Below are 19,072 nucleotides of genomic sequence, written 5' to 3' on the forward strand. Positions count from 1 at the left end.
GGCTAGTTATGTTTCAAAAACGCGACAATCTCCTCTGCTGCCTGTTCTGGTGACTTAGTGCTGGTATCAACCACTAAATCGTAATCGATATTCTGATGGACAAGAGGGTATTCATAGGCGGCTAAACCGATGGCTCTGTCGCCTCGATCTTTTTCTCGTTGATTCGCCACGTTAAGCTCGCAATGCACGCCAATCTTAATGACATGATATGGCTCTAATAGCGCAAGTAAGGCGTCTATCTCTTGCTTATCAATCCAAGCGTTATCAATGATTAGGCGGCAGTTTGCTTGGATTAAACCCGGAAGACATAAGTGATAGCCTTTGACTAAGTTTGCGTAATCGTAGCCATCTCTTGTGATCGGCGCACCTTGTATCATGGCTTGTAAATCGGTGGGTGGTAAAGCATACAAAACGCTATCAATGCTGAAGTTCAAGTACTGAGTTTTTAGCGTTTCTTGCAAAATCTTTGCGACACTGGTTTTTCCACTACTGCCGGTTCCGTTAAGTAAAATGACGTCGGGATACATGTGCTGCTCCATCAAATTAAGAACCGTTATCTTAGATGAACAACCTTATTCAAAATCAGGGTAAAGATTTATTTTCGGCGCGCTTCACAGAACAAATTGTAATGTAAACCATCTATCATTCTGAATATTATGAGATTTTAAAATCAGAGACAATGAAACCTTGTGCTGTTGCGGTTGTGATGATGCGTTGTCTAACAATTCCTTGCTTGATAATCCTGCGTAACTCATCTACATTGCCTGCCGCCCCAAGGGCACACCCTAAAATGCATCCACGCTATCCTGCCTCCTTTGGTGCATTTATATTGGTGTTCTAAGTACTATGCCTAACTCGAATACATCTAAATCTGGATTCTTGACCGAATCAGGATCTCTTTTACAACTTTCTATTCCAATCATTTTTACCCAACTGGCTACCCAAGCAATGGGCTTTGTGGACACGACAATGGCCGGCCAAGTTAGCCCTGTCGATCTTGCTGCTATCGCGCTAGGTGCCAGCCTATGGATCCCGGTTTCACTACTGTTACGCGGAATCATAATGGCGTTAACACCGGTTGTTGCGTTTCATCGTGGTGCTAGAGACTTTCAGAAAATATCCATTGAATTGTTCCAAATGATCTGGATAGCGACAGCGGTCAGTACGCTATTAATCGTGTACTTACTGCAAGCCGAAAATATTCTTAATGCCATAGGAGTGGCACCAGAAATTGTCCCTATCGCGAGCGATTATGCGGTTGCCTTGACCTTTGGCGTTCCTGGTATTGCGCTGTTCTATGTGCTGAATGGTTTTTGTGAGGGCATGAATAACACTCGTGCACCGATGATCATCTCGGTAATTGGTTTACTGATAAACATACCCACGAATTACATACTGATTTATGGTGAATTTGGCTTACCAGCGATGGGCGCAGTAGGTTGTGGAGTCGCGACCAGTTTGGTGTTTTGGTTGATGTCTTTCATGCTCATTAGCTACATAAAGTCACACCATCACTATAAAAAAGTGATTGATACTAGTGATATAAAGCCAAGAAAAGACGAGATTGTACATATGCTCAAACTAGGATTCCCTATTGGTTTGAACATAGCGATCTGTGGCAGCATTTTTGCTGTGATTGCGTTGCTTATTGGCCGAATAGGTGCCGAAAACGTCGCTGCAGCCCAAATTGCTTTGAACATATCAAGTATGACTTACATGATCCCGATGAGTCTGTCATTTGGTATTACCATACGAGTTGGGCATGCGTTAGGTGCAAAAGATAACCGAGGAGCGGTTCATCGAAGTCACGTCGGAATCATTGTTGCCGTATTGCTGTCGTTGATTTCGGTGAGCGGGCTTTTACTCTTCCCTGAGTGGCTAATCGGTCTATATACGTCTGATCCTGTCATCGCTTCAACGGCGAGTTTGCTGCTTGTATACACTGCTGTATATCAAGTTAGCGACGCTATTCAAACGTCGGCCAATGGTGCACTTCGAGGTTACAAAGATACTAAAATACCGATGATCTTCGCAGTATTTGCATATTGGGGCGTCGCATTGCCTTTGGGTATTATCTTAGGGATGTCGGATCTCGCAGGTCCTGCAATGGGAGAGGTTGGCTTTTGGATTGGTATTATCTCGGGTCTCACGGTGGCGGCATTGTTTATGTTGATCCGCTTGAGGTTTGTGATTAAATCTCATGCGTATGCGTATGCGTATGCGTATGCGTCTGCGTTAGGCAGCGAAAACCAAGTATCCGCTACTTAGGCATCGTTAATGTTTGACGTTCTTTGAATTAAAGGAAGCTCGAGAGTGCTTCCTTTTTTTGTTTGCCCAGCGAAGCTGGCAAACCCATTAGGCTGAAAGAAGCCTAAATCACCCTGATTGAGGGGAAGATAATCCGAATCGCAAGGGCGTTGCTGGCCAACGGCAGGGTTTGAAGGAAGCGATAGGAAGTTAACAGTACACAACGAAAGTGAACCTGATTCGGCAATTTAGGTGGGTAAGCGTGCAAAATAGCGTGAAGCCCGATACTCAATCAGACCTAGATTGTGCTTGAGGGTGGCATTGTTAACAGGGAGCCAGTGCAGTAACTGGGGAAGCCTGACACCACATCCGAGCAAACGTCGGAAGCATAAACTCAAGGCGAGAGCCAAGATCTATGTTGGTGCGAGGTGGCAGATGAATCCGTAGTAGTGAGTAAAGCTCGGCCGGTGAAGCCCAGTAATGGTGTGGAGGATAAAACTGAGCTGACCATCAGTAACACGTCTGATGGGACAACATTTTGCCAAAAGCAATCTGGTGTTGCGAAGGGATGAAGTACATTTTAAGTCTGTGATGAGCAGATGTTTTTTTTTTCAGTGGTATACAAGTTGATTAGCTATCGAGGTATTCCGTCTCGGTCTTTGTGAAAGCAAAGCACTGAAGCGAGAAACCGTACAAGGGAGTAACTCTGACTCACTCTAGTAAATTGCCATTGAGCTAGAAGGCTAGAGAGTGGAGTGAAATACACCAACACTGTGAGAGAGCATTTGTCCCCACACGGCACACAATCTAAAGGAAAAAGTTGAGAGTTTACTACAGTTTATATGGTCACTTGCTCCACAAAGAGCGACTCTATAAAGGATTTAAAAAAGTGTGGAAAGCGAAAGGCGCGGCCGGAATAGATAGGCAGAGCCTAAGCGATTACGCCCAAAATCTGAGTGATAACCTAGATCAACTTCTTCTGGAACTCAAAACCAAGCGATACACCCCTCAACCCGTCAGACGGGTAGAAATACCGAAAGATGATGGTGGGGTGCGATTACTTGGGATCCCAACAGTACGGGATAGAGTTGTCCAACAAGCTCTAAATGATCTATTAACCCCAATCTTCGAAGAGCAGTTTCACCCATCCAGCTTTGGGTATAGACCGAATCGAAGTTGTCACGATGCTATAAACAAAGCGACGATGTTCATCCGTCGATACGGAATGCAACACGTCGTAGATATGGACTTATCGAAGTGCTTCGATAAGCTCGACCACGAGCTTATTCTAAAAAGCATTAAGAAACGAGTCACAGACAGTAGCGTACTGGAGCTCATCAAACAGTTCCTGAAAAGTGGCGTAATGGTTGATGGAGAGTGGCAGCATACCGAGATAGGTAGTCCGCAAGGTGGAGTAATAAGCCCACTGATAGCGAACATCTATCTGGATGCGTTTGATCAAGAGATGCGAAAGCGAGGACATCGAATAGTCCGTTATGCCGACGACATACTGATCTTCTGTCGCAGCCGTAAAGGTGCAGAAAATGCGCAAGTACAGGCAACGAAGGTCCTGGAAAAACAGCTCAAGTTAACGGTGAACGAAACCAAATCACACATAGCGCACAGCGGCGAAGGTGTGAAATTCCTTGGAATAGAAATCGGTAGCCATTATAGCCGTATTCAGCCAAAGAAAATGTCGACGTTCAAAGGAAAGTTGAAGCGAGTGACAAGACGCAATGGCGGTAAGCCATTGTTAGAAGTCATTAAACAACTGAATCCACTTCTGAGAGGGTTCAGCCAGTACTTTCGAATAGCGAATGCCAACAGGGAGTTTAAGAAACTGGCCGCGTGGTTAAGGCGAAGACTTCGCAGCGTCCAACTACGATTATGGAAAAAACCGACCCGACTCCACCGCAGGCTAAGACAGCTAGGTTACGAAGGGTCATTCAGGTATATCTGTATGGATAGTTGGAGAAATGCTGCGAGTCCATTAGCCAGTTACTCGATGCCAAATCAATGGTTTAACGACCTTGGATTAGTGAATCTTGAACACGTTAGGACAGGATATGTGTTCAGCCATTATGCTGAATGGAAATGTGCATGAGCCGTATACGAGGTCCGTACGTACGGTTCTGTGAGAGGGATGAGGCGGAGACGCCTCACCCTACTCGATGATCTAGCGGAGCGGTAAAGTGGCCATATGTTCAATTGAGTATTAAGAAATTATTAATATGAGAAATTGCTCTAATAAGGCAGTTGCACAAAAAGGTGATCTAGATCTACTATAGGTTCCACAGGTGATGGGGTTCCACCTACTTAACCGCCAATTTGGCTGATGACTCCTACAGAAACGAAAACAGGTGTATCTGTTGGTGTAGCAATGTAGATTGCTTATCGTTCTGTGGGAATAACGCCACAACCACACTTGTTTTCCTTACCATAGGAAAGCAGCATGCAATACTCTTCAGATATTCAATCCATGTGCCCAATTCAGCGGGGCGATTTACATCTCTCTGCGCCAATTCCAGTCGAAGGTCGAATGGTTCGTCCAACGGATGTGATCGCTATTTCGGGCTTAAGTCATGGGGTTGGCACTTGTGCTCCTCAGCAAGGTGCAGCCAAAATTACGCTTAACGTCAAGCAAGGTCTTATTGAAGAAGCGCTTATTGAAACAATTGGGTGCTCAGGTATGACGCATTCCGCAGCCATGGCCTCAGAAATCTTGCCTGGAAAAACGATTCTAGAAGCACTAAACACAGATTTGGTGTGTGATGCAATCAATGTCGCGATGAGAGAAATCTTCCTGCAGTTTGTATACGGTCGTACCCAATCCGCATTTTCTGAAGATGGATTAGAAATTGGTGCAGGGTTAGAAGACTTAGGTAAAACCGTAAGAAGCCAAGTTGGTACAAGCTATTCCACACGCCTTAAAGGAGCGCGTTATATGGAATTAGCGGAAGGTTATGTCACCGAGTTAGCGTTAGATGAAGACGATGAAATTATCGGATATGAATATTTGAACCTAGGAAAAATGATGGCTCTGATTGGTCAAGGGGAATCGGCCGAAAGTGCCATGGCCGAGGCAAAAGGAACATACGGTCGTTTCGATGAAGCCGTTAAAACCATTAACCCACGTCACGCGTAATCAGAGGCTCTATTATGAACAATCAAGCGATCCAAATTCTAAAAGACATGAATTTTTGTACCATAGAACAGGCATACCAATACTGTTTATCTAACGGCATTGATGCTAAAAAAATGGTGCTCGATACACAGCCCATTGCGTTTGATAATGCATGTGACGCGTATACCTTGGGTACGGCTCTCGCGCTCTTCCGACACAATCAAAATGCTGAATCTGCGGCATTAAGTATTGGTGAGGGCCTGCAGGCATTTTGTAAACCAGGCAGTGTTGCTGCTCAAAGGCGTGTTGGACTAGGTCATGGGGCTCTTGCTGCCCGTTTGCTAAATGAAGAAACAAAGTGTTTTGCGTTTTTAGCGGGTCATGAGTCATTTGCAGCCGCCGAAGGGGCAATAAAAATTGCACTGAACGCCAATAAATCACGTAAAACACCCATAAAAGTGATCCTAAATGGATTGGGTAAAGATGCCGCTTACCTTATCTCTCGCATAAATGGTTTTACTTATGTAAGAACTGAATACGATTATGAAACTGGGGAGCTAAACGAAGTCAGTCGTAAACGTTTTTCGAAAAGTTTACGTGGCGACATTCTCTGTTACGGGGCTGATGATGTCAGAGAAGGCGTGGCAATCATGCACAGAGAAGACGTTGATGTGAGTATAACGGGTAACTCGACTAACCCTACTCGATTTCAACACCCTGTTGCAGGTACGTATAAATTAGAAAGGCTCAATCAAGGAAAATCGTACTTTTCAGTGGCTTCAGGAGGGGGGACTGGCCGTACACTTCATCCCGATAATGTAGCAGCAGGCCCTGCTTCGTATGGTTTGACGGATACGATGGGCAGAATGCATGCAGATGCCCAGTTTGCTGGCAGCTCCTCTGTACCTGCGCATGTTGCCATGATGGGCTTCATTGGAATGGGCAACAACCCTATGGTAGGCGCAACGGTAGCACTTGCTGTTGCGGTAGAGCAACAAGAACAGCATGAAGTGGCTTAATGGCACTGGTTAAGGTAGACATTAAGTTCAATAGAAGATTTACATTGTAAATTTCCTCAGGAATGTCCGTAATTCAAACAACTTGTGATTTAAAAGGGGAAATGTAAAGGTTTGATTATTACTCTTTTATTGTTTTCCAATGTTATGCATACTAAAACCAACCAAAAATGCTAAAAAATATTCATATCCGAGATTTTTTAGCCCCCTATAATTGGTTACCTAATCCCACGTCTAGTCAACGTGGGATTTTTTATTATCTCACTTAACTTGATTCCTAAAAGAGCGCTCAGCCTTGGTGCGGCTTTGTCTAAGAGATTATTTAGGTAATCTATAATTGATGAAAAGCACTTTCTTTTAGAAACGAGTAAAGTGCAGGTAAAGTACAAAGAGAGGTTGCTGATGAATCCACTATTGAATCATCCCCGAATCGTTTGACGCGATGTGTTCTGAGCGTGAACATATCGCCACTGTTACTGTCAGTTTATTAATTGGCATAACGTTCCGTGGCAAAAGTTTAAATCTATACAGAGAATCTTGTCATGAAAGAAAAACATTGGTCTAAATTCCAGTTACTGCATGAAGTGGTAACGAACGAAAACATCACCGTTAAAGGTAAACACAGTTACTACAGTGATTGCTGGGACAACGGGTTCGAAGAGTCGGTGGTTCGCTATCTTCATGGAGATAAAATAAGCCGCGAGTGGGAACCAAGGTGGGAGATCGACAAACTCCATATTGGTGATTACGTCTGTATTGGTGCAGAGGTCGTCATCCTCATGGGAGGTAACCATACTCACCGAGCGGATTGGTTTTGTTTATACCCATTTATGGATGTGATCGACCAAGCGTACGTTTCTAAAGGGGATACGCACATACATGATGGCGCTTGGCTAGGAATGCGAGCGATGATCATGCCGGGCGTTACTATTGGTGAGGGAGCGATCATAGCGGCAAACAGCGTGGTTACAAAAGACGTTGCACCTTATAGTATCGTTGGTGGAAGCCCTGCAAAGCTGGTCAAGCACCGTTTCGATGAAGAGACAGTACAACAGCTGCTTTCGATGAATATCTACGATTGGCCCGAGGCCAAATTTGAGGCGTTAAAACCTTACTTGTGTGATTCGAATTTGAGTCAATTAGCCAGTGCAGTAGAAGCCTACGATCAGGTTGCTAAGTAATCATTTTAAAACCATGGTGGTTAGTGTCACCATGGTTTTTTTATATCATTATTGTTTCGCTTAACCTTTGGGTGCTAGCTCATTTAACAAGAAGCGCATCACTGGACCTTGCTGCGCGTTCGCTTTCCAAATAAGATCGATAACGCTGTGCATATTGGTTTTTTTAAACTCAGGGTTGAACTCAATCAAAGTACCGAGCGCGAGTTTTTCCAAAGACATCTGTTTAGGCAAAAATGCCCAGCCAATTCCTTGCTCTACTAGGCGAACCATGTCGTCTTGATCGGATGCCGTCCAAATATCTTGAGAAATTTTCCCTGTCGCACTTAATAGCGGGTTAATCATCATGCTGTCACAAGCTATTTGTCTTTTTGATATCAAGGTTTCGTTGTCAACTTCGTCCATATCGGCGAGTTCTGAGTCTGGGCTACAAACACAAATCCACTCTACTTGTTCTATGGCGATGAACTCCAGATTATCGGGTATGCCTTTATGAGTAATATGTAGCCCGAGATTTACCTCTTCACTGAGTAACAAGCTGGTTATTTGTTCGTTGTTATATTTCGCTATGTGAATTTGAGTATACGGAAACTGCTGAGCCAGCTTTTCCAAAGTCGAATCAATCACATCAAATGGCACCAACGGGTCGATCGCAATTTTAAGTTCGCCCTCCACCTCATTCACTACTTCTTGAGCGTAGCTTTGAATTCGTTCCGCTTGACGTATTAATACCTTGGCTTGGGCGTACAAACGCTCACCTTGTGGTGTTAGGGTCGGGTATTTTGTGCTTCTATCAAACAAAGTTACGCCGAGATCCAGTTCCAGATTGTTAACTCCGATACTGACCGAGCTTTGGCTTTTGCCAAGGTGCCTTGCGGCTGCAGAGAAAGAGCCTTTTTCGGCAGCTGCAACAAATGCAGCCAATTGATCCATGTTGAGCATTGGTCCACCTATTCGATAACCCGTTAGATACTAATTCGATCTATTAAAGCTCATTTGTGATGATTAAGCCATACAAGATATCCATGAAAGAGAGCATTATTATGAAAAAGACACTTCTAGCAGTACTTATCTGTGCGACAAGCGCAACAACAATGGCACAGGAAGCGCCTAAAGAAGACATCAATTATGGAGATCCAACAGCAAGTTTCAGCACTGTCGGTGTGAGTGGTACTGACCGTGCAGGCCAAGTGAATATGATGTATGGAGCAGGCTCCAATATCTTCCAACTTGATCTTGGCTATGATGCAAAAGTGAACAAAGTAGAAGATCGCTTTAATTACCGCGGTCGCTATTTCCATGTAACCGATGGCTTAGGGTATTCTGTTGATGTGTTGGGTGGTGTTAACAACACAACGGTACTCGGTGGTTTAATATACAAAATGCCGGTTTCTGAGAGGGTGACGGTATTCCCAATGTTGTCTGCAGGTTATTCCGCGACTAAAGATGGCAAAAACAATTCAGGTATGGCGAAAGACAGCGGTCTAGCACAAGCCGGTGTGTATGCGATGTATGCGTTTGATGATGGGCACTGGCTATATGCAAACCCTAAAACGACGTATCATGTTGAAGGTAAGCAGTTTGTCAATCAGATTGAAGTGGGCGGCGGTTTGATGACTTCAGATGTGACGTCTGTTGGTTTCAAGCTAGAGCACACTACCGACATGAAAGCCAATAGCAACAATAAGCTAGGGGTAGACCAAAAAGCCGACACCGTCGCTTGGTTGCAAGCTAACTACTACTTTTAAGTAAGTTTAATACCTTTGATAACAAAAAATCCCAGCAATTAACTTGCCGGGATTTTTGCTATTTACTTCCTATTTAGCCTTTAGCCTCTAATGATCTAAATACAAATAATTCTGCCAACTTTTCATTCTAATCAATACTTTACGCATGATAGACACATGAGTGAAGCTATCAGAATAAATGGCGATTTCAGCATTGCTACCCATAGGTAAATGGTATTTCGATAAATCATCCGTGATACGAAGTTTTACCATAGTACGGCCATTACTGCGTAAAGCATTGGTAGTAAGCAAGCTACCTGACGCTTGTATTTGGCCTTCACCAATAGCGGGAATGACTTCTACGATTTCACCTGTAAAGACTCGGCCAGGCAATGCTCGGAATAAAAATTCTGCTTGAAAACCCGGCTGTAATCGCTGTAAAGAATTCTGGCGAAATGCACCAACATAGAACTTGTCTTCAGTATGAACAAACGTCATGACTGGACGCAGTGGAATGGGAACGGCCATCATACCTGGGCGAAGAGCCAACTGAGTGACATAGCCATCGGTTGGCGCTCTAACAGTGGTTTCGTCAAAGTTAAACTGAGCTTGCTCTAGTTCGGCTTTTCTTTGTGCAACTGTGGTGTTTTCACCGTCGATTTCAGAAGTAAACGCTAATTCCGCTTGTTTGGTGTTGGCGATGGCCGCTTCCAAACCCGCTTGAGCCGCTTTATAAGCTTGACGACGAGTATCTACTTGTTGCTCGGTAAACGCGCCTTTAGCGAAGCCTTTTTCGTATCTTGCGAACTCGCGTTTGGCTTTATCTCGATCCGCTTCTGCTTTGATTGATCCCGCTTGCGCCTCTTTAAATTGAGACTCTAACTGCAATGCTCCTTGTTCTGCCGCGACTAACGCTGCTTTCTTGCGGATTAACTCAGCTTTAAATGGTGTTGGATCGATCTTGAAAAGAATATCTCCTTCTTTCATCGGCGTATTCGGTTGCGCATTCACCTCGATCACTTTGCCTTTAACACTCGGCACGATTGGAGTGGTAGTGTAATACTGCCCACCGAGTTGAGTGAACGGATGGTTGTAGTTCATCAGTAGAATTAGAGTACCAATGAGAACGACACCACCGAGTACGGCAGTGGGGACTGTCCATTTGTTTAACGGGATCTTGAAGATTTTAAATACAGCAATACACAGTGCGGCGTAGGTGAGAATGAGTAATAGATCCATTATTTCTCTCCTTCAGATGTATTCTGAGTTTCAACCACTAGAGAGTCAGTTGACAGCGTTTTTGCTGCTTGTAACGTCTGTACTTGCTCTTCCAAGTTTTTTACTTGGTCAATCAATACGTCGACACGATGGTGAATATCATGTTGCTCTTCTTCTAATTTATGAAAGCCCCAGCCACGTTCTTTACGCCAGAGTGTTGCCCAAATCCAAAGAAACGGCCAAATAGCATGCAAAGTGAATAAGCTGACCCAGCCGGAGACGTGAATAGCATCTTGATGGGGGTGATCGCGTTCTTTGGCAATTTCGTAAGGAATATCGTGAATAACGATGATGCCGTAAAAAATAACGAGGGCGACAAAGATCAGTAGCGCGAGGGCAAAGTAATCTAGAAACATAATTCGTCCTTGATTGATTATGATTAAAGATAGATTAGCAATACTTTATCTATTTGAAAAATAGTAATTTACGCTATGACACATTAATCATTTTCTTCCTGCTGGTTGTATCTGATTTGGCTTCAGTGCCTATTGCTTAAGTTCGTCACACTTTATACAGTGATAAAAAAGTGAGGTGGTGATGTATTTAGGTGAATTGGCTGCGGTATCAGCAGCGATAGTATGGGCAGTAGCAACGTGGATATATAGCCAGTTTAGTCATCAATTTACGGCGTTACAGCTCAATATCGTAAAAGGGACGATTGCTTCTGCGATGATGCTGGTGGTCATGCCATTTCTGTCAATGCCAACGATGTCGATTAACTCTGATCACCTGATGATATTGGCTATTTCAGGGGTTATTGGCATCGCAATAGGTGACAGTGCCTATTTTGCGGCTCTCAAGCGTATTGGTGCAAATAAAACACTCTTGCTCGAGTCCTTGGCTCCGCCGTTGTCGGGTGTTCTTGCTTTACTCGTTCTTGGCGCGAGTTTGAGTTTGCAAAGTTGGTTGGGTGTCCTCATTACCACTTTGGCAGTGACGTTTGTTATGTTTAAACCCAACACGATTGGTGAAAAGACTTCTGCATCCGGTATTGGTTTTGGCTTGTTGGCTAGCGTGTGCCAAGCAACAGGTGTGGTTATCTCACATTATGCACTGGTAGCGGGTGATATAGCGCCGCTTTTAGGTGCGTTAATTCGTCTTGCTGTTGGTGTTATCACCGTAATGATTTGTATCCCTTTTCTAGAGAAAAAACCTTACTCTAAGCTCGCAAGCAACGCCAGAAGCTTAACAAAGCGATCTCGCTATATATTGCTGTTGGCTATTTTTGTGGGCACTTTTTTGGCGCTATGGTTACAGCAAATCGCTCTCAAGCACGCAAATCCTGCGGTCGCTCAGACCCTTATCGCAACAAGTCCGCTGTTTATTTTATTCATTTACTACTGGAAAGGTGAGCCGATAGGGAAAAGTGCCTTATTGGGTACGCTGGCGGCCATCGGTGGTATCTCCTTGTTCTTTCTTTAAGAATGAACGGATTGATTGTGTTAACGAACCTTGACTGAACTTACATTATTTGAAGTAACAATTTGTTAACATCGTGACGACTGATTCATCTGTCATGGATGGCAAGAGACTTAAATAATGGAGTGAATGATGTTGAAAGAAGAGTTTGAAAAGGTGTTTCCTTGTATCACGGAGATTAAAGTCGCGTGGGGCGAAATGGATGCATTGAATCATGTTAATAACGCGGTCTATTTTCGATATTTTGAAATTGCGCGATTAGAATATTTCAATGAAGTTCAATTAATGGAATCAATGCACGAAACCAATATTGGTCCGGTGCTTGGATCGACAAATGCGAAATATTTCTTGCCTGTAACCTATCCAGATACCTTACACATCGGCACACGTGTGACCAATATCGCCGATGATCGCTTTGATATGGAGTATCAGGTGTTTAGTTCAAAGTTGGGCAAAGTCGTTACTAAAGGTGAGGCCCAAGTGGTTATGTTTGACTTTAACACTCATCAAAAAGCGACACTATCGGAACGGTTAAAACGTGAAATGTCGGAAATGGAAGCGATGTCTCCTTGCTGACTTTGTTCTGCCACTTTAAGAGAAATACCTGTGTTTAATCAGTAATCTTACCAAACAATATTGTCATGTTTTTGGTGCTAATCTGGCGGCGAAATCGTTGCCAGATTGGTTTTATTTGTAGCTTAAATAGCCAAATAATTTAAACCATTGGATTAACGTGGTCTTACTTATACCCCTTATTCTATCTAGCTCTCTTCTCTTTTTATACGCCAAAATCTTAGCTCAAACTGGCACCATTTTAATGACGTCACCCCATGATGCGTTCGGTAATTCAGTGATTTATTAGCGAAATATCTGCATGCATATCGAAGATTGTTTCTTGAACATATCGGAATAAGAACCTAGCTTTATTAACATTGGTATAACAACTTCATGTTGAACAGGGAACGATCATGGGAGGGAACACCTTTTGAGAAGATCAGGATCTTTATGGCTAATAGCTGCGTTTTATTCTCCAACTGGATGGAGTGATAGCCAGTTCAATATGACGAAAGGCGTTACAGAAATCAGTGCTCAAGTGTATGAGCTACATATGTTGATTTTCTACATATGCGTAGCCATTGCAGTTGTTGTGTTTGGTGTCATGTTTTATTCAATCTTTAAGCACAGAAAGTCTCAAGGTGCCGTGGCTGCTAATTTTCATGAAAGCACCAAAGTAGAGATCATTTGGACTGTTATTCCAGTCATCATCCTCATTGCTATGGCCATCCCAGCAACCACAACACTCATTGCAATGGAAGATACCAGTGAATCTGATATTACGATTAAGGTGACAGGGTCACAGTGGAAGTGGCATTACAGTTATTTTGGCGAGGATGTTGAGTTTTATAGCTTCATGACAACCAGCGCTGAGCAGATCGAAGGACAAGAAATCAAAGGTGCGAATTACCTACTTGAAGTTGATAACCCCTTGGTTTTACCAATCAATAAAAAAATCCGCTTTCTTTTCACCTCTGATGACGTGATTCACTCATGGTGGGTTCCTGACTTTGCCGTTAAAAAAGACACCGTACCCGGTTTCATTAATGAGTCGTGGACCAAAATAGATGAACCAGGTGTGTATCGTGGTCAATGTGCAGAGTTGTGTGGTCGAAACCACGGTTTCATGCCCGTTGTGGTGCATGCTATGGAGGAAGGGAAGTTTAACGAATGGTTAGCAGAGCAAAAAGTGTTAGCACAGGAAAAAAAATTGGCTGAACAACAAGCACTTGCAAGTACTCGTAGCATGGAAGAGCTCATGGTTTTAGGTGAAAAGGTTTACCTTGATCGTTGCAGTGTATGCCATCAGCCGAATGGACTTGGTTTGGCGGGGGTATTCCCTGCGTTGAAAGACAGCCCTGTCGCGTTAGGAGACATTAATAAACACATTGATGTGATCGCGAATGGTGTATCGGGGACGGCGATGCAGGCGTTTGCTAATCAATTAAGCGATGAAGAAATAGCGGCCGTCGTGACTTACGAAAGGAATGCGTGGGGCAACAATACCAATGATGTGGTGCAAGCCTCCGATGTTAATCAACTGGGTAGTGAGGATGCGCAATGAGTGAGACGAATGAGAATCTAACCAATCACAGCGCAGAATCCACCTATGACGGCGGGACAGACCATGATCGCGGGATAGACATTGACAGCGAGCATCATGGGGCGCCGAAAGGGATCGGTCGCTGGCTCTATTCCACTAATCATAAAGACATAGGAACACTGTATCTTTGGTTTAGCTTCAGTATGTTTTTGATTGGCGGCTTGTTCGCTATGCTTATTCGGGTCGAGTTATTTCAGCCAGGCTTACAGTTCATCGAACCCAATTTGTTTAATCAGATGACGACCATGCACGGTTTGATTATGGTGTTTGGTGCGGTAATGCCTGCCTTTGTCGGGTTAGCCAACTGGATGATTCCGCTTATGATCGGTGCGCCAGATATGGCATTACCTCGGATGAATAACCTAAGCTTTTGGATTCTCCCCTTTGCTTTTTTAATCTTGCTCAGTTCATTGTTTATGGAAGGGGGCGGCCCTAACTTTGGTTGGACCTTCTATGCGCCGCTGTCGACGACTTACGCTCCAGATAGTACCGCGCTGTTTGTGTTCAGCGTACACATCATGGGGATCAGCTCGATCATGGGTGCAATTAACGTGATCGTGACCATATTCAATATGCGTGCTCCCGGCATGACCTTAATGAAAATGCCAATGTTCGTTTGGACTTGGTTGATTACCGCATTTTTGCTCATCGCGGTGATGCCCGTTTTAGCCGGGGCGGTGACCATGATCTTAACGGATAAGTACTTTGGCACCAGTTTCTTTGATGCTGCTGGTGGCGGCGATCCGGTGATGTTCCAACACATTTTCTGGTTCTTTGGGCATCCAGAAGTGTACATCATGATATTGCCGTCTTTTGGCATCATTTCGGCGATTGTTCCTGCATTCAGCGGTAAGAAGTTGTTTGGTTATCATTCCATGGTGTACGCAACGTGCAGTATCGCTCTGCTGTCTTTTTTGGTTTGGGCGCATCACATGTTTACCACAGGTATGCCCGTGTTTGCTGAGCTGTTTTTTATGTATTGCACCATGTTGATTTCAGTTCCAACCGGAGTGAAAGTATTTAATTGGGTCGCGACGATGTGGCGAGGCTCATTAACCTTCGAAACACCAATGCTGTTTTCTATCGCCTTTATTGTTCTGTTCACGATAGGTGGCTTTTCCGGCTTAATGCTGGCGATTGTCCCTGCTGATTTCCAGTATCACGATACCTATTTCGTGGTGGCTCACTTCCATTATGTTTTGGTGTCTGGTGCTGTATTTTCCATTATGGCCGCGGCTTATTATTGGCTGCCGAAATGGACGGGACATATGTATGACCAACGTCTGAGTTTGTGGCATTTCTGGTGTTCTGTCATCTCAGTCAACGTGCTGTTTTTTCCTATGCATTTCTTGGGTTTGGCTGGCATGCCAAGACGTATTCCTGACTATGCGATCCAGTTTGCTGACGTGAACCAAATTGTTTCTATTGGCGGATTTGCGTTTGGGCTGTCGCAACTGATTTTCTTATGGCTTGTTATCAAATGCGTACGTGGTGGAGAAAAAGCGCCCGCGAAAGTTTGGGAGGGGGCAGAAGGTTTAGAGTGGACAGTTGCAAGCCCTGCGCCTCACCATACGTTTGAAACGCCTCCGAAAATCGAGAATTAGGAGCGTTTATGAGTGACATTAATCAAGCAAATAAAACCCTAACCAAATGGCTGTTGTTGGCCGTTGTGGGCATGTTTGGTTTTGGTTTTGCTCTTATTCCTTTGTACGACATCATGTGTGAGCAGTTAGGGATTAACGGAAAAACAAGCAGCAATGCGGTTGAAACGCCAACCGGAATGCAAGTAGATGAAAGTCGTTTGATTAAAGTGCAGTTCATTGCTCAGGTAGATTCAGACATTCCATGGGAATTTGGTCCAATACAGGCGGAAATGTTGGTGCACCCAGGGGAAGTCATTCAAACGGCGTATCGCGCTTTTAATACTGCGACGAAGGATCTAACCGGGCAAGCCGTTCCTTCTGTTTCTCCGGGATTGGCCGCCAGTTATTTCAATAAAATTGAGTGTTTTTGTTTTAACCAACAGCCTCTTGCGGGCCAAAGTGCCGCTGAGCTACCCGTTATTTTCTATATAGAACCTGATATTCCAGAAAGCATTCATACGTTGACGCTTTCTTATACTCTTTTCCAATTCAAAGAGAATACGGCTACCGAACCTACGGAATCTGTTTCGAACAGCATTACAAACGACAAATTGGCTTATCAGGGCCTAACGCCAGAGCATGCGCAAGAGCAAGGAGCGTCACAATGAGTACCCAACCTTCAACCTATTATGTTCCTTCCCATAGCGTTTGGCCATTAGTGGGCGCGATAGCTTTGTTTTTTATCGCTGTAGGGGCGGGCGTGACAGTGCAGAGCTTAGAAAGCGGCAGTGTTTTCGGCAAAATGATGCTGTTTGCAGGAGTGGGGATTTTCTTGTTCATGTTTATAGGCTGGATGAGGAATGTGATTCAAGAATCCATGGCGGGGCTTTATTCACGACAATTGGATATCTCTTTTCGACAGGGCATGAGCTGGTTTATTTTCTCTGAAGTGATGTTTTTTGCGGCGTTTTTCGGTGCGCTGTTTTATGCACGTATGATTGCTGTTCATTGGCTTGCGGGTGGCGATAATAATGCAATGACCAATGCTGTGCTGTGGCCCGGATTTGAAGAAATGTGGCCGTTGACCATCACACCTAGCGGTCAAACTACGCAGGCAATGGGCTGGCAAGGCTTACCACTGTTTAACACCATTATCTTGATTACCTCGTCGATTACTTTACACATGGCTCACACCAGCCTGGAAAAAAATCATCGAACGGCATTGGTGGTGTGGTTAGAGCTGACCATTATTCTTGCCGTGACTTTTTTATATTACCAAGGCCAAGAATACATACATGCCTATCAGGATTTGGGTTTAACGCTTCAATCCGGAGTGTATGGGAATACCTTTTTCTTGCTCACTGGCTTTCATGGCATGCATGTATTTTTAGGGACGGTGTTTTTGATAGTACTGCTGGCACGTATAGCGTGTGACCATTTTAATCCGAAAAATCACTTTGCTTTTCAAGCTGGCAGTTGGTACTGGCACTTTGTAGACGTGGTCTGGCTGACTCTGTTTATTTTCGTTTATGTGCTTTGATGGGGGAAGGGGAAGTACTAAAAGCTAAGTGCTAAAAGCGAAGTGGTAGAAGCTAAAAGCGGAGCGCTAAAAAGCTAAGTAGTAAGTGTTGAGTGGAGTTTATAAAGTCGACGCACCTGAAGCTAAAACGAACACGCTCTTCCACTTAGCTTTTAGTACCTAGCTTTTAGTACTTCTAATAAGGCCTTGGGTTTGGGGTTATCCAGCCAAAATTGAGGGCGACCAATAGTAGGACAATAACAAACGCAGAGTACATCAAGCGACGGCCTAGGAAATGGCTGGTCGGTTTATCACTGTTGCCTTTCATCATGGCAACGAGAGCTCGACCTAAGTTAAGGATAACAATTAGCAGCATGCAGACCAGAATCAATTTAAACCAAGACATTTCAATAATTGCTCCATGGAGAGTGATGTTGACGCGTGTGTGGTTTTGGGTGGCGTTTGTATTAACTGTGGTGGTGTTTTCTATTTTGATCAAGTTAGGGCTGTGGCAACTTGATCGATCTGCGCAAAAATCCGTGATGGAACAACAATTAGAAGAAAGACAAAATCAAGCCGCAATGCCACTGACTCAACTATCAGAACTGCCTATCGACTCTAATATCACGGGCGTAATTGGTGTCGCTCATGTAGAGCCAATGCCCGATCAAATCGTGTTATTGGATAATCAAACCTTTAATGGCAAAGTCGGTTATCTGGCTTATCAATTAGCGGTGGTTACGGCGCAACTAAATCCGCCACTTTACGTGCTACTCGAACTCGGGTTTGTTGACGCGCCTCTAAGCCGCAATGAATTACCTAAAATTGCTGTTTTAAGAAACAAGCAACAAGTATCTGGTCGAATGTATCGGCGGGAAACCAATCCAATTAGCCATCAATTACATGCGGAACCGGGCTGGCCCAAACGTATTCAAAACCTGAACTTACCTGAATTGGCGATGTTGCTAGAGGAGGAGAGTGCAGATTTGAAAAGTCGCGCTTCATTCACACTCATGCCTTGGGCGATGCAGATTCAAAATATTGAGAACTGGCCATATGAACAGCCATGGAAACCCGTCAGCATGAGCGCCGATAAACATATGGGCTACGCCGTGCAGTGGTTTGCGATGGCCAGCGTATTTCTTATCATTATGTTAACCCTTTTTCTACGTAGCCTTCGCCAAGTGACTTTATTGGTGGGCTCTAAAACTCAAGCAGAACTCGGTGTTAGCGCAGGATCGGTTAATCCCACAGGAGATCACCATGAATAATACGGTTTTAAGAGGACGTTTAATGCTGATTGCTTTGGTGGTGGTCTTTGCATTACCGGCATTAGCGGCAAAAGTTATTTTGACCATGAACTGGTATCAGCCAGGGGTAACCAATCAAGGGCAATTAGTACAACCGAGCGTATCAACAGCGGATTTCGCCATACCACAATTAGAGGAAAAACAGTGGAGGCTTGCATACGTACTGCCAAATGAATGCACTGAACTTTGCCAACAGCAATTGCATTTGTTGCAGCAAAGCCATGTTTCATTGGGGAAATATCAAACCAGAGTGAGGCCGACAATATTGGCTTCTAAGAGCAGTGATACTAGCCAGTTAGCTCGTTATGATTTTGCGCGTATCAGCGTGGATGAGAAATTAATCCACCGCTTTCCAGAGCAAGAGTTTGTGATTATCGACCCATTGGGTCAGTTTGTTATGCATTACCCAAAATTAGACGACCCAAGTTTACTCATCTCCCAGAGTAAAGGCATGTTAGCCGATTTTCGTAAACTGCTGAAACTCTCTCGTGTCGGTTAGGGGTTAGCCAATTG

19 protein-coding genes and 1 riboswitch are annotated in these 19,072 nt (G+C 44.2%); of the genes, 14 read left to right on the forward strand and 5 right to left on the reverse strand.

What is annotated here, in order from left to right; all coding sequences use genetic code 11:
- Positions 1-2: 2 nt before the first annotated feature.
- Positions 3-527: a chloramphenicol phosphotransferase CPT family protein gene (locus VTAP4600_RS21745; protein WP_102524833.1), complete on the reverse strand. Its 525-nt coding sequence runs from the start codon at positions 525-527 to the stop codon at positions 3-5.
- Positions 528-846: 319 nt separating this feature from the next.
- On the opposite strand from VTAP4600_RS21745, the gene VTAP4600_RS21750 reads away from it, so the two are divergent.
- From VTAP4600_RS21750 to VTAP4600_RS21770, 5 genes are all read left to right on the forward strand, one after another.
- Positions 847-2,268 (forward strand): MATE family efflux transporter, encoded by a 1,422-nt coding sequence (locus VTAP4600_RS21750; protein ID WP_102524834.1) that lies wholly within the window; start codon positions 847-849, stop codon positions 2,266-2,268.
- A gap of 799 nt (positions 2,269-3,067) precedes the next feature.
- Positions 3,068-4,351, forward strand: a complete 1,284-nt coding sequence (gene ltrA, locus VTAP4600_RS21755; protein WP_102521018.1) for a group II intron reverse transcriptase/maturase — start codon at positions 3,068-3,070, stop codon at positions 4,349-4,351.
- A gap of 183 nt (positions 4,352-4,534) precedes the next feature.
- Positions 4,535-4,599: riboswitch (Fluoride riboswitch) on the forward strand.
- A gap of 100 nt (positions 4,600-4,699) precedes the next feature.
- A complete protein-coding gene (locus VTAP4600_RS21760; protein ID WP_102524835.1) occupies positions 4,700-5,392 on the forward strand; it encodes an iron-sulfur cluster assembly scaffold protein in 693 nt (230 codons plus the stop codon).
- 14 nt (positions 5,393-5,406) lie between these two features.
- A complete protein-coding gene (locus VTAP4600_RS21765; protein WP_102524836.1) occupies positions 5,407-6,390 on the forward strand; it encodes a GGGtGRT protein in 984 nt (327 codons plus the stop codon).
- Between the two features lie 539 nt (positions 6,391-6,929).
- On the forward strand, positions 6,930-7,568 hold the full coding sequence (locus tag VTAP4600_RS21770; protein ID WP_102524837.1) for a CatB-related O-acetyltransferase: 639 nt from the start codon (positions 6,930-6,932) through the stop codon (positions 7,566-7,568).
- A 60-nt stretch (positions 7,569-7,628) separates the two neighbouring features.
- On the opposite strand, the gene VTAP4600_RS21775 is transcribed toward VTAP4600_RS21770, so the two are convergent.
- Positions 7,629-8,507, reverse strand: coding sequence for a LysR family transcriptional regulator (locus VTAP4600_RS21775; protein ID WP_102524838.1), 879 nt, complete (start codon positions 8,505-8,507; stop codon positions 7,629-7,631).
- Between the two features lie 101 nt (positions 8,508-8,608).
- Between VTAP4600_RS21775 and VTAP4600_RS21780 the strand changes: the two genes are divergently transcribed.
- Entirely contained in the window at positions 8,609-9,313 is a 705-nt protein-coding gene (locus VTAP4600_RS21780) for a hypothetical protein (RefSeq protein ID WP_102524839.1), read from the forward strand.
- A gap of 87 nt (positions 9,314-9,400) precedes the next feature.
- On the opposite strand, the gene VTAP4600_RS21785 is transcribed toward VTAP4600_RS21780, so the two are convergent.
- On the reverse strand, positions 9,401-10,531 hold the full coding sequence (locus tag VTAP4600_RS21785) for an HlyD family secretion protein (RefSeq protein ID WP_102524840.1): 1,131 nt from the start codon (positions 10,529-10,531) through the stop codon (positions 9,401-9,403).
- A complete protein-coding gene (locus tag VTAP4600_RS21790; protein WP_102524841.1) occupies positions 10,531-10,926 on the reverse strand; it encodes a DUF3302 domain-containing protein in 396 nt (131 codons plus the stop codon). Before VTAP4600_RS21790 ends, VTAP4600_RS21785 begins: the two co-directional genes overlap by 1 nt.
- 181 nt (positions 10,927-11,107) lie before the next feature.
- Here VTAP4600_RS21790 and VTAP4600_RS21795 point away from each other — a divergent pair, with 181 nt between their 5' ends.
- The 6 genes from VTAP4600_RS21795 to VTAP4600_RS21820 all read left to right on the forward strand — a co-directional run bounded on the left by VTAP4600_RS21795 (position 11,108) and on the right by VTAP4600_RS21820 (position 17,270).
- On the forward strand, positions 11,108-11,992 hold the full coding sequence (locus VTAP4600_RS21795) for a DMT family transporter (RefSeq protein ID WP_102524842.1): 885 nt from the start codon (positions 11,108-11,110) through the stop codon (positions 11,990-11,992).
- A gap of 129 nt (positions 11,993-12,121) precedes the next feature.
- Complete coding sequence (locus VTAP4600_RS21800; RefSeq protein WP_102524843.1) at positions 12,122-12,565, forward strand: acyl-CoA thioesterase; 444 nt, start codon at positions 12,122-12,124, stop codon at positions 12,563-12,565.
- A gap of 436 nt (positions 12,566-13,001) precedes the next feature.
- Positions 13,002-14,108 carry a cytochrome c oxidase subunit II gene (coxB, locus tag VTAP4600_RS21805; RefSeq protein ID WP_231898003.1) on the forward strand — a complete coding sequence of 369 codons (1,107 nt, stop codon included), beginning with the start codon at positions 13,002-13,004 and terminating at the stop codon, positions 14,106-14,108.
- Positions 14,109-14,182: 74 nt separating this feature from the next.
- Positions 14,183-15,751: a cytochrome c oxidase subunit I gene (gene ctaD / locus VTAP4600_RS21810; RefSeq protein ID WP_331813014.1), complete on the forward strand. Its 1,569-nt coding sequence runs from the start codon at positions 14,183-14,185 to the stop codon at positions 15,749-15,751.
- Positions 15,752-15,759: 8 nt separating this feature from the next.
- Positions 15,760-16,398 carry a cytochrome c oxidase assembly protein gene (locus tag VTAP4600_RS21815; RefSeq protein ID WP_102524846.1) on the forward strand — a complete coding sequence of 213 codons (639 nt, stop codon included), beginning with the start codon at positions 15,760-15,762 and terminating at the stop codon, positions 16,396-16,398.
- Positions 16,395-17,270 (forward strand): cytochrome c oxidase subunit 3, encoded by an 876-nt coding sequence (locus tag VTAP4600_RS21820; protein ID WP_102524847.1) that lies wholly within the window; start codon positions 16,395-16,397, stop codon positions 17,268-17,270. The genes VTAP4600_RS21815 and VTAP4600_RS21820 overlap by 4 nt, the downstream gene beginning before the upstream one ends.
- Before the next feature lie 175 nt (positions 17,271-17,445).
- Here VTAP4600_RS21820 and VTAP4600_RS21825 read toward each other — a convergent pair whose 3' ends face one another.
- On the reverse strand, positions 17,446-17,655 hold the full coding sequence (locus tag VTAP4600_RS21825; RefSeq protein ID WP_102524848.1) for a DUF2909 domain-containing protein: 210 nt from the start codon (positions 17,653-17,655) through the stop codon (positions 17,446-17,448).
- A 25-nt stretch (positions 17,656-17,680) separates the two neighbouring features.
- On the opposite strand from VTAP4600_RS21825, the gene VTAP4600_RS21830 reads away from it, so the two are divergent.
- Positions 17,681-18,520, forward strand: coding sequence for an SURF1 family protein (locus tag VTAP4600_RS21830; RefSeq protein WP_172443204.1), 840 nt, complete (start codon positions 17,681-17,683; stop codon positions 18,518-18,520).
- Complete coding sequence (locus VTAP4600_RS21835; protein WP_102524850.1) at positions 18,513-19,058, forward strand: redox-active disulfide-containing membrane protein; 546 nt, start codon at positions 18,513-18,515, stop codon at positions 19,056-19,058. Before VTAP4600_RS21830 ends, VTAP4600_RS21835 begins: the two co-directional genes overlap by 8 nt.
- The last annotated feature ends 14 nt before the right edge of the window (positions 19,059-19,072 follow it).

The sequence above is a fragment of the Vibrio tapetis subsp. tapetis genome (genome assembly GCF_900233005.1).
In the GTDB taxonomy this organism is placed as follows: Bacteria; Pseudomonadota; Gammaproteobacteria; order Enterobacterales; family Vibrionaceae; genus Vibrio; species Vibrio tapetis.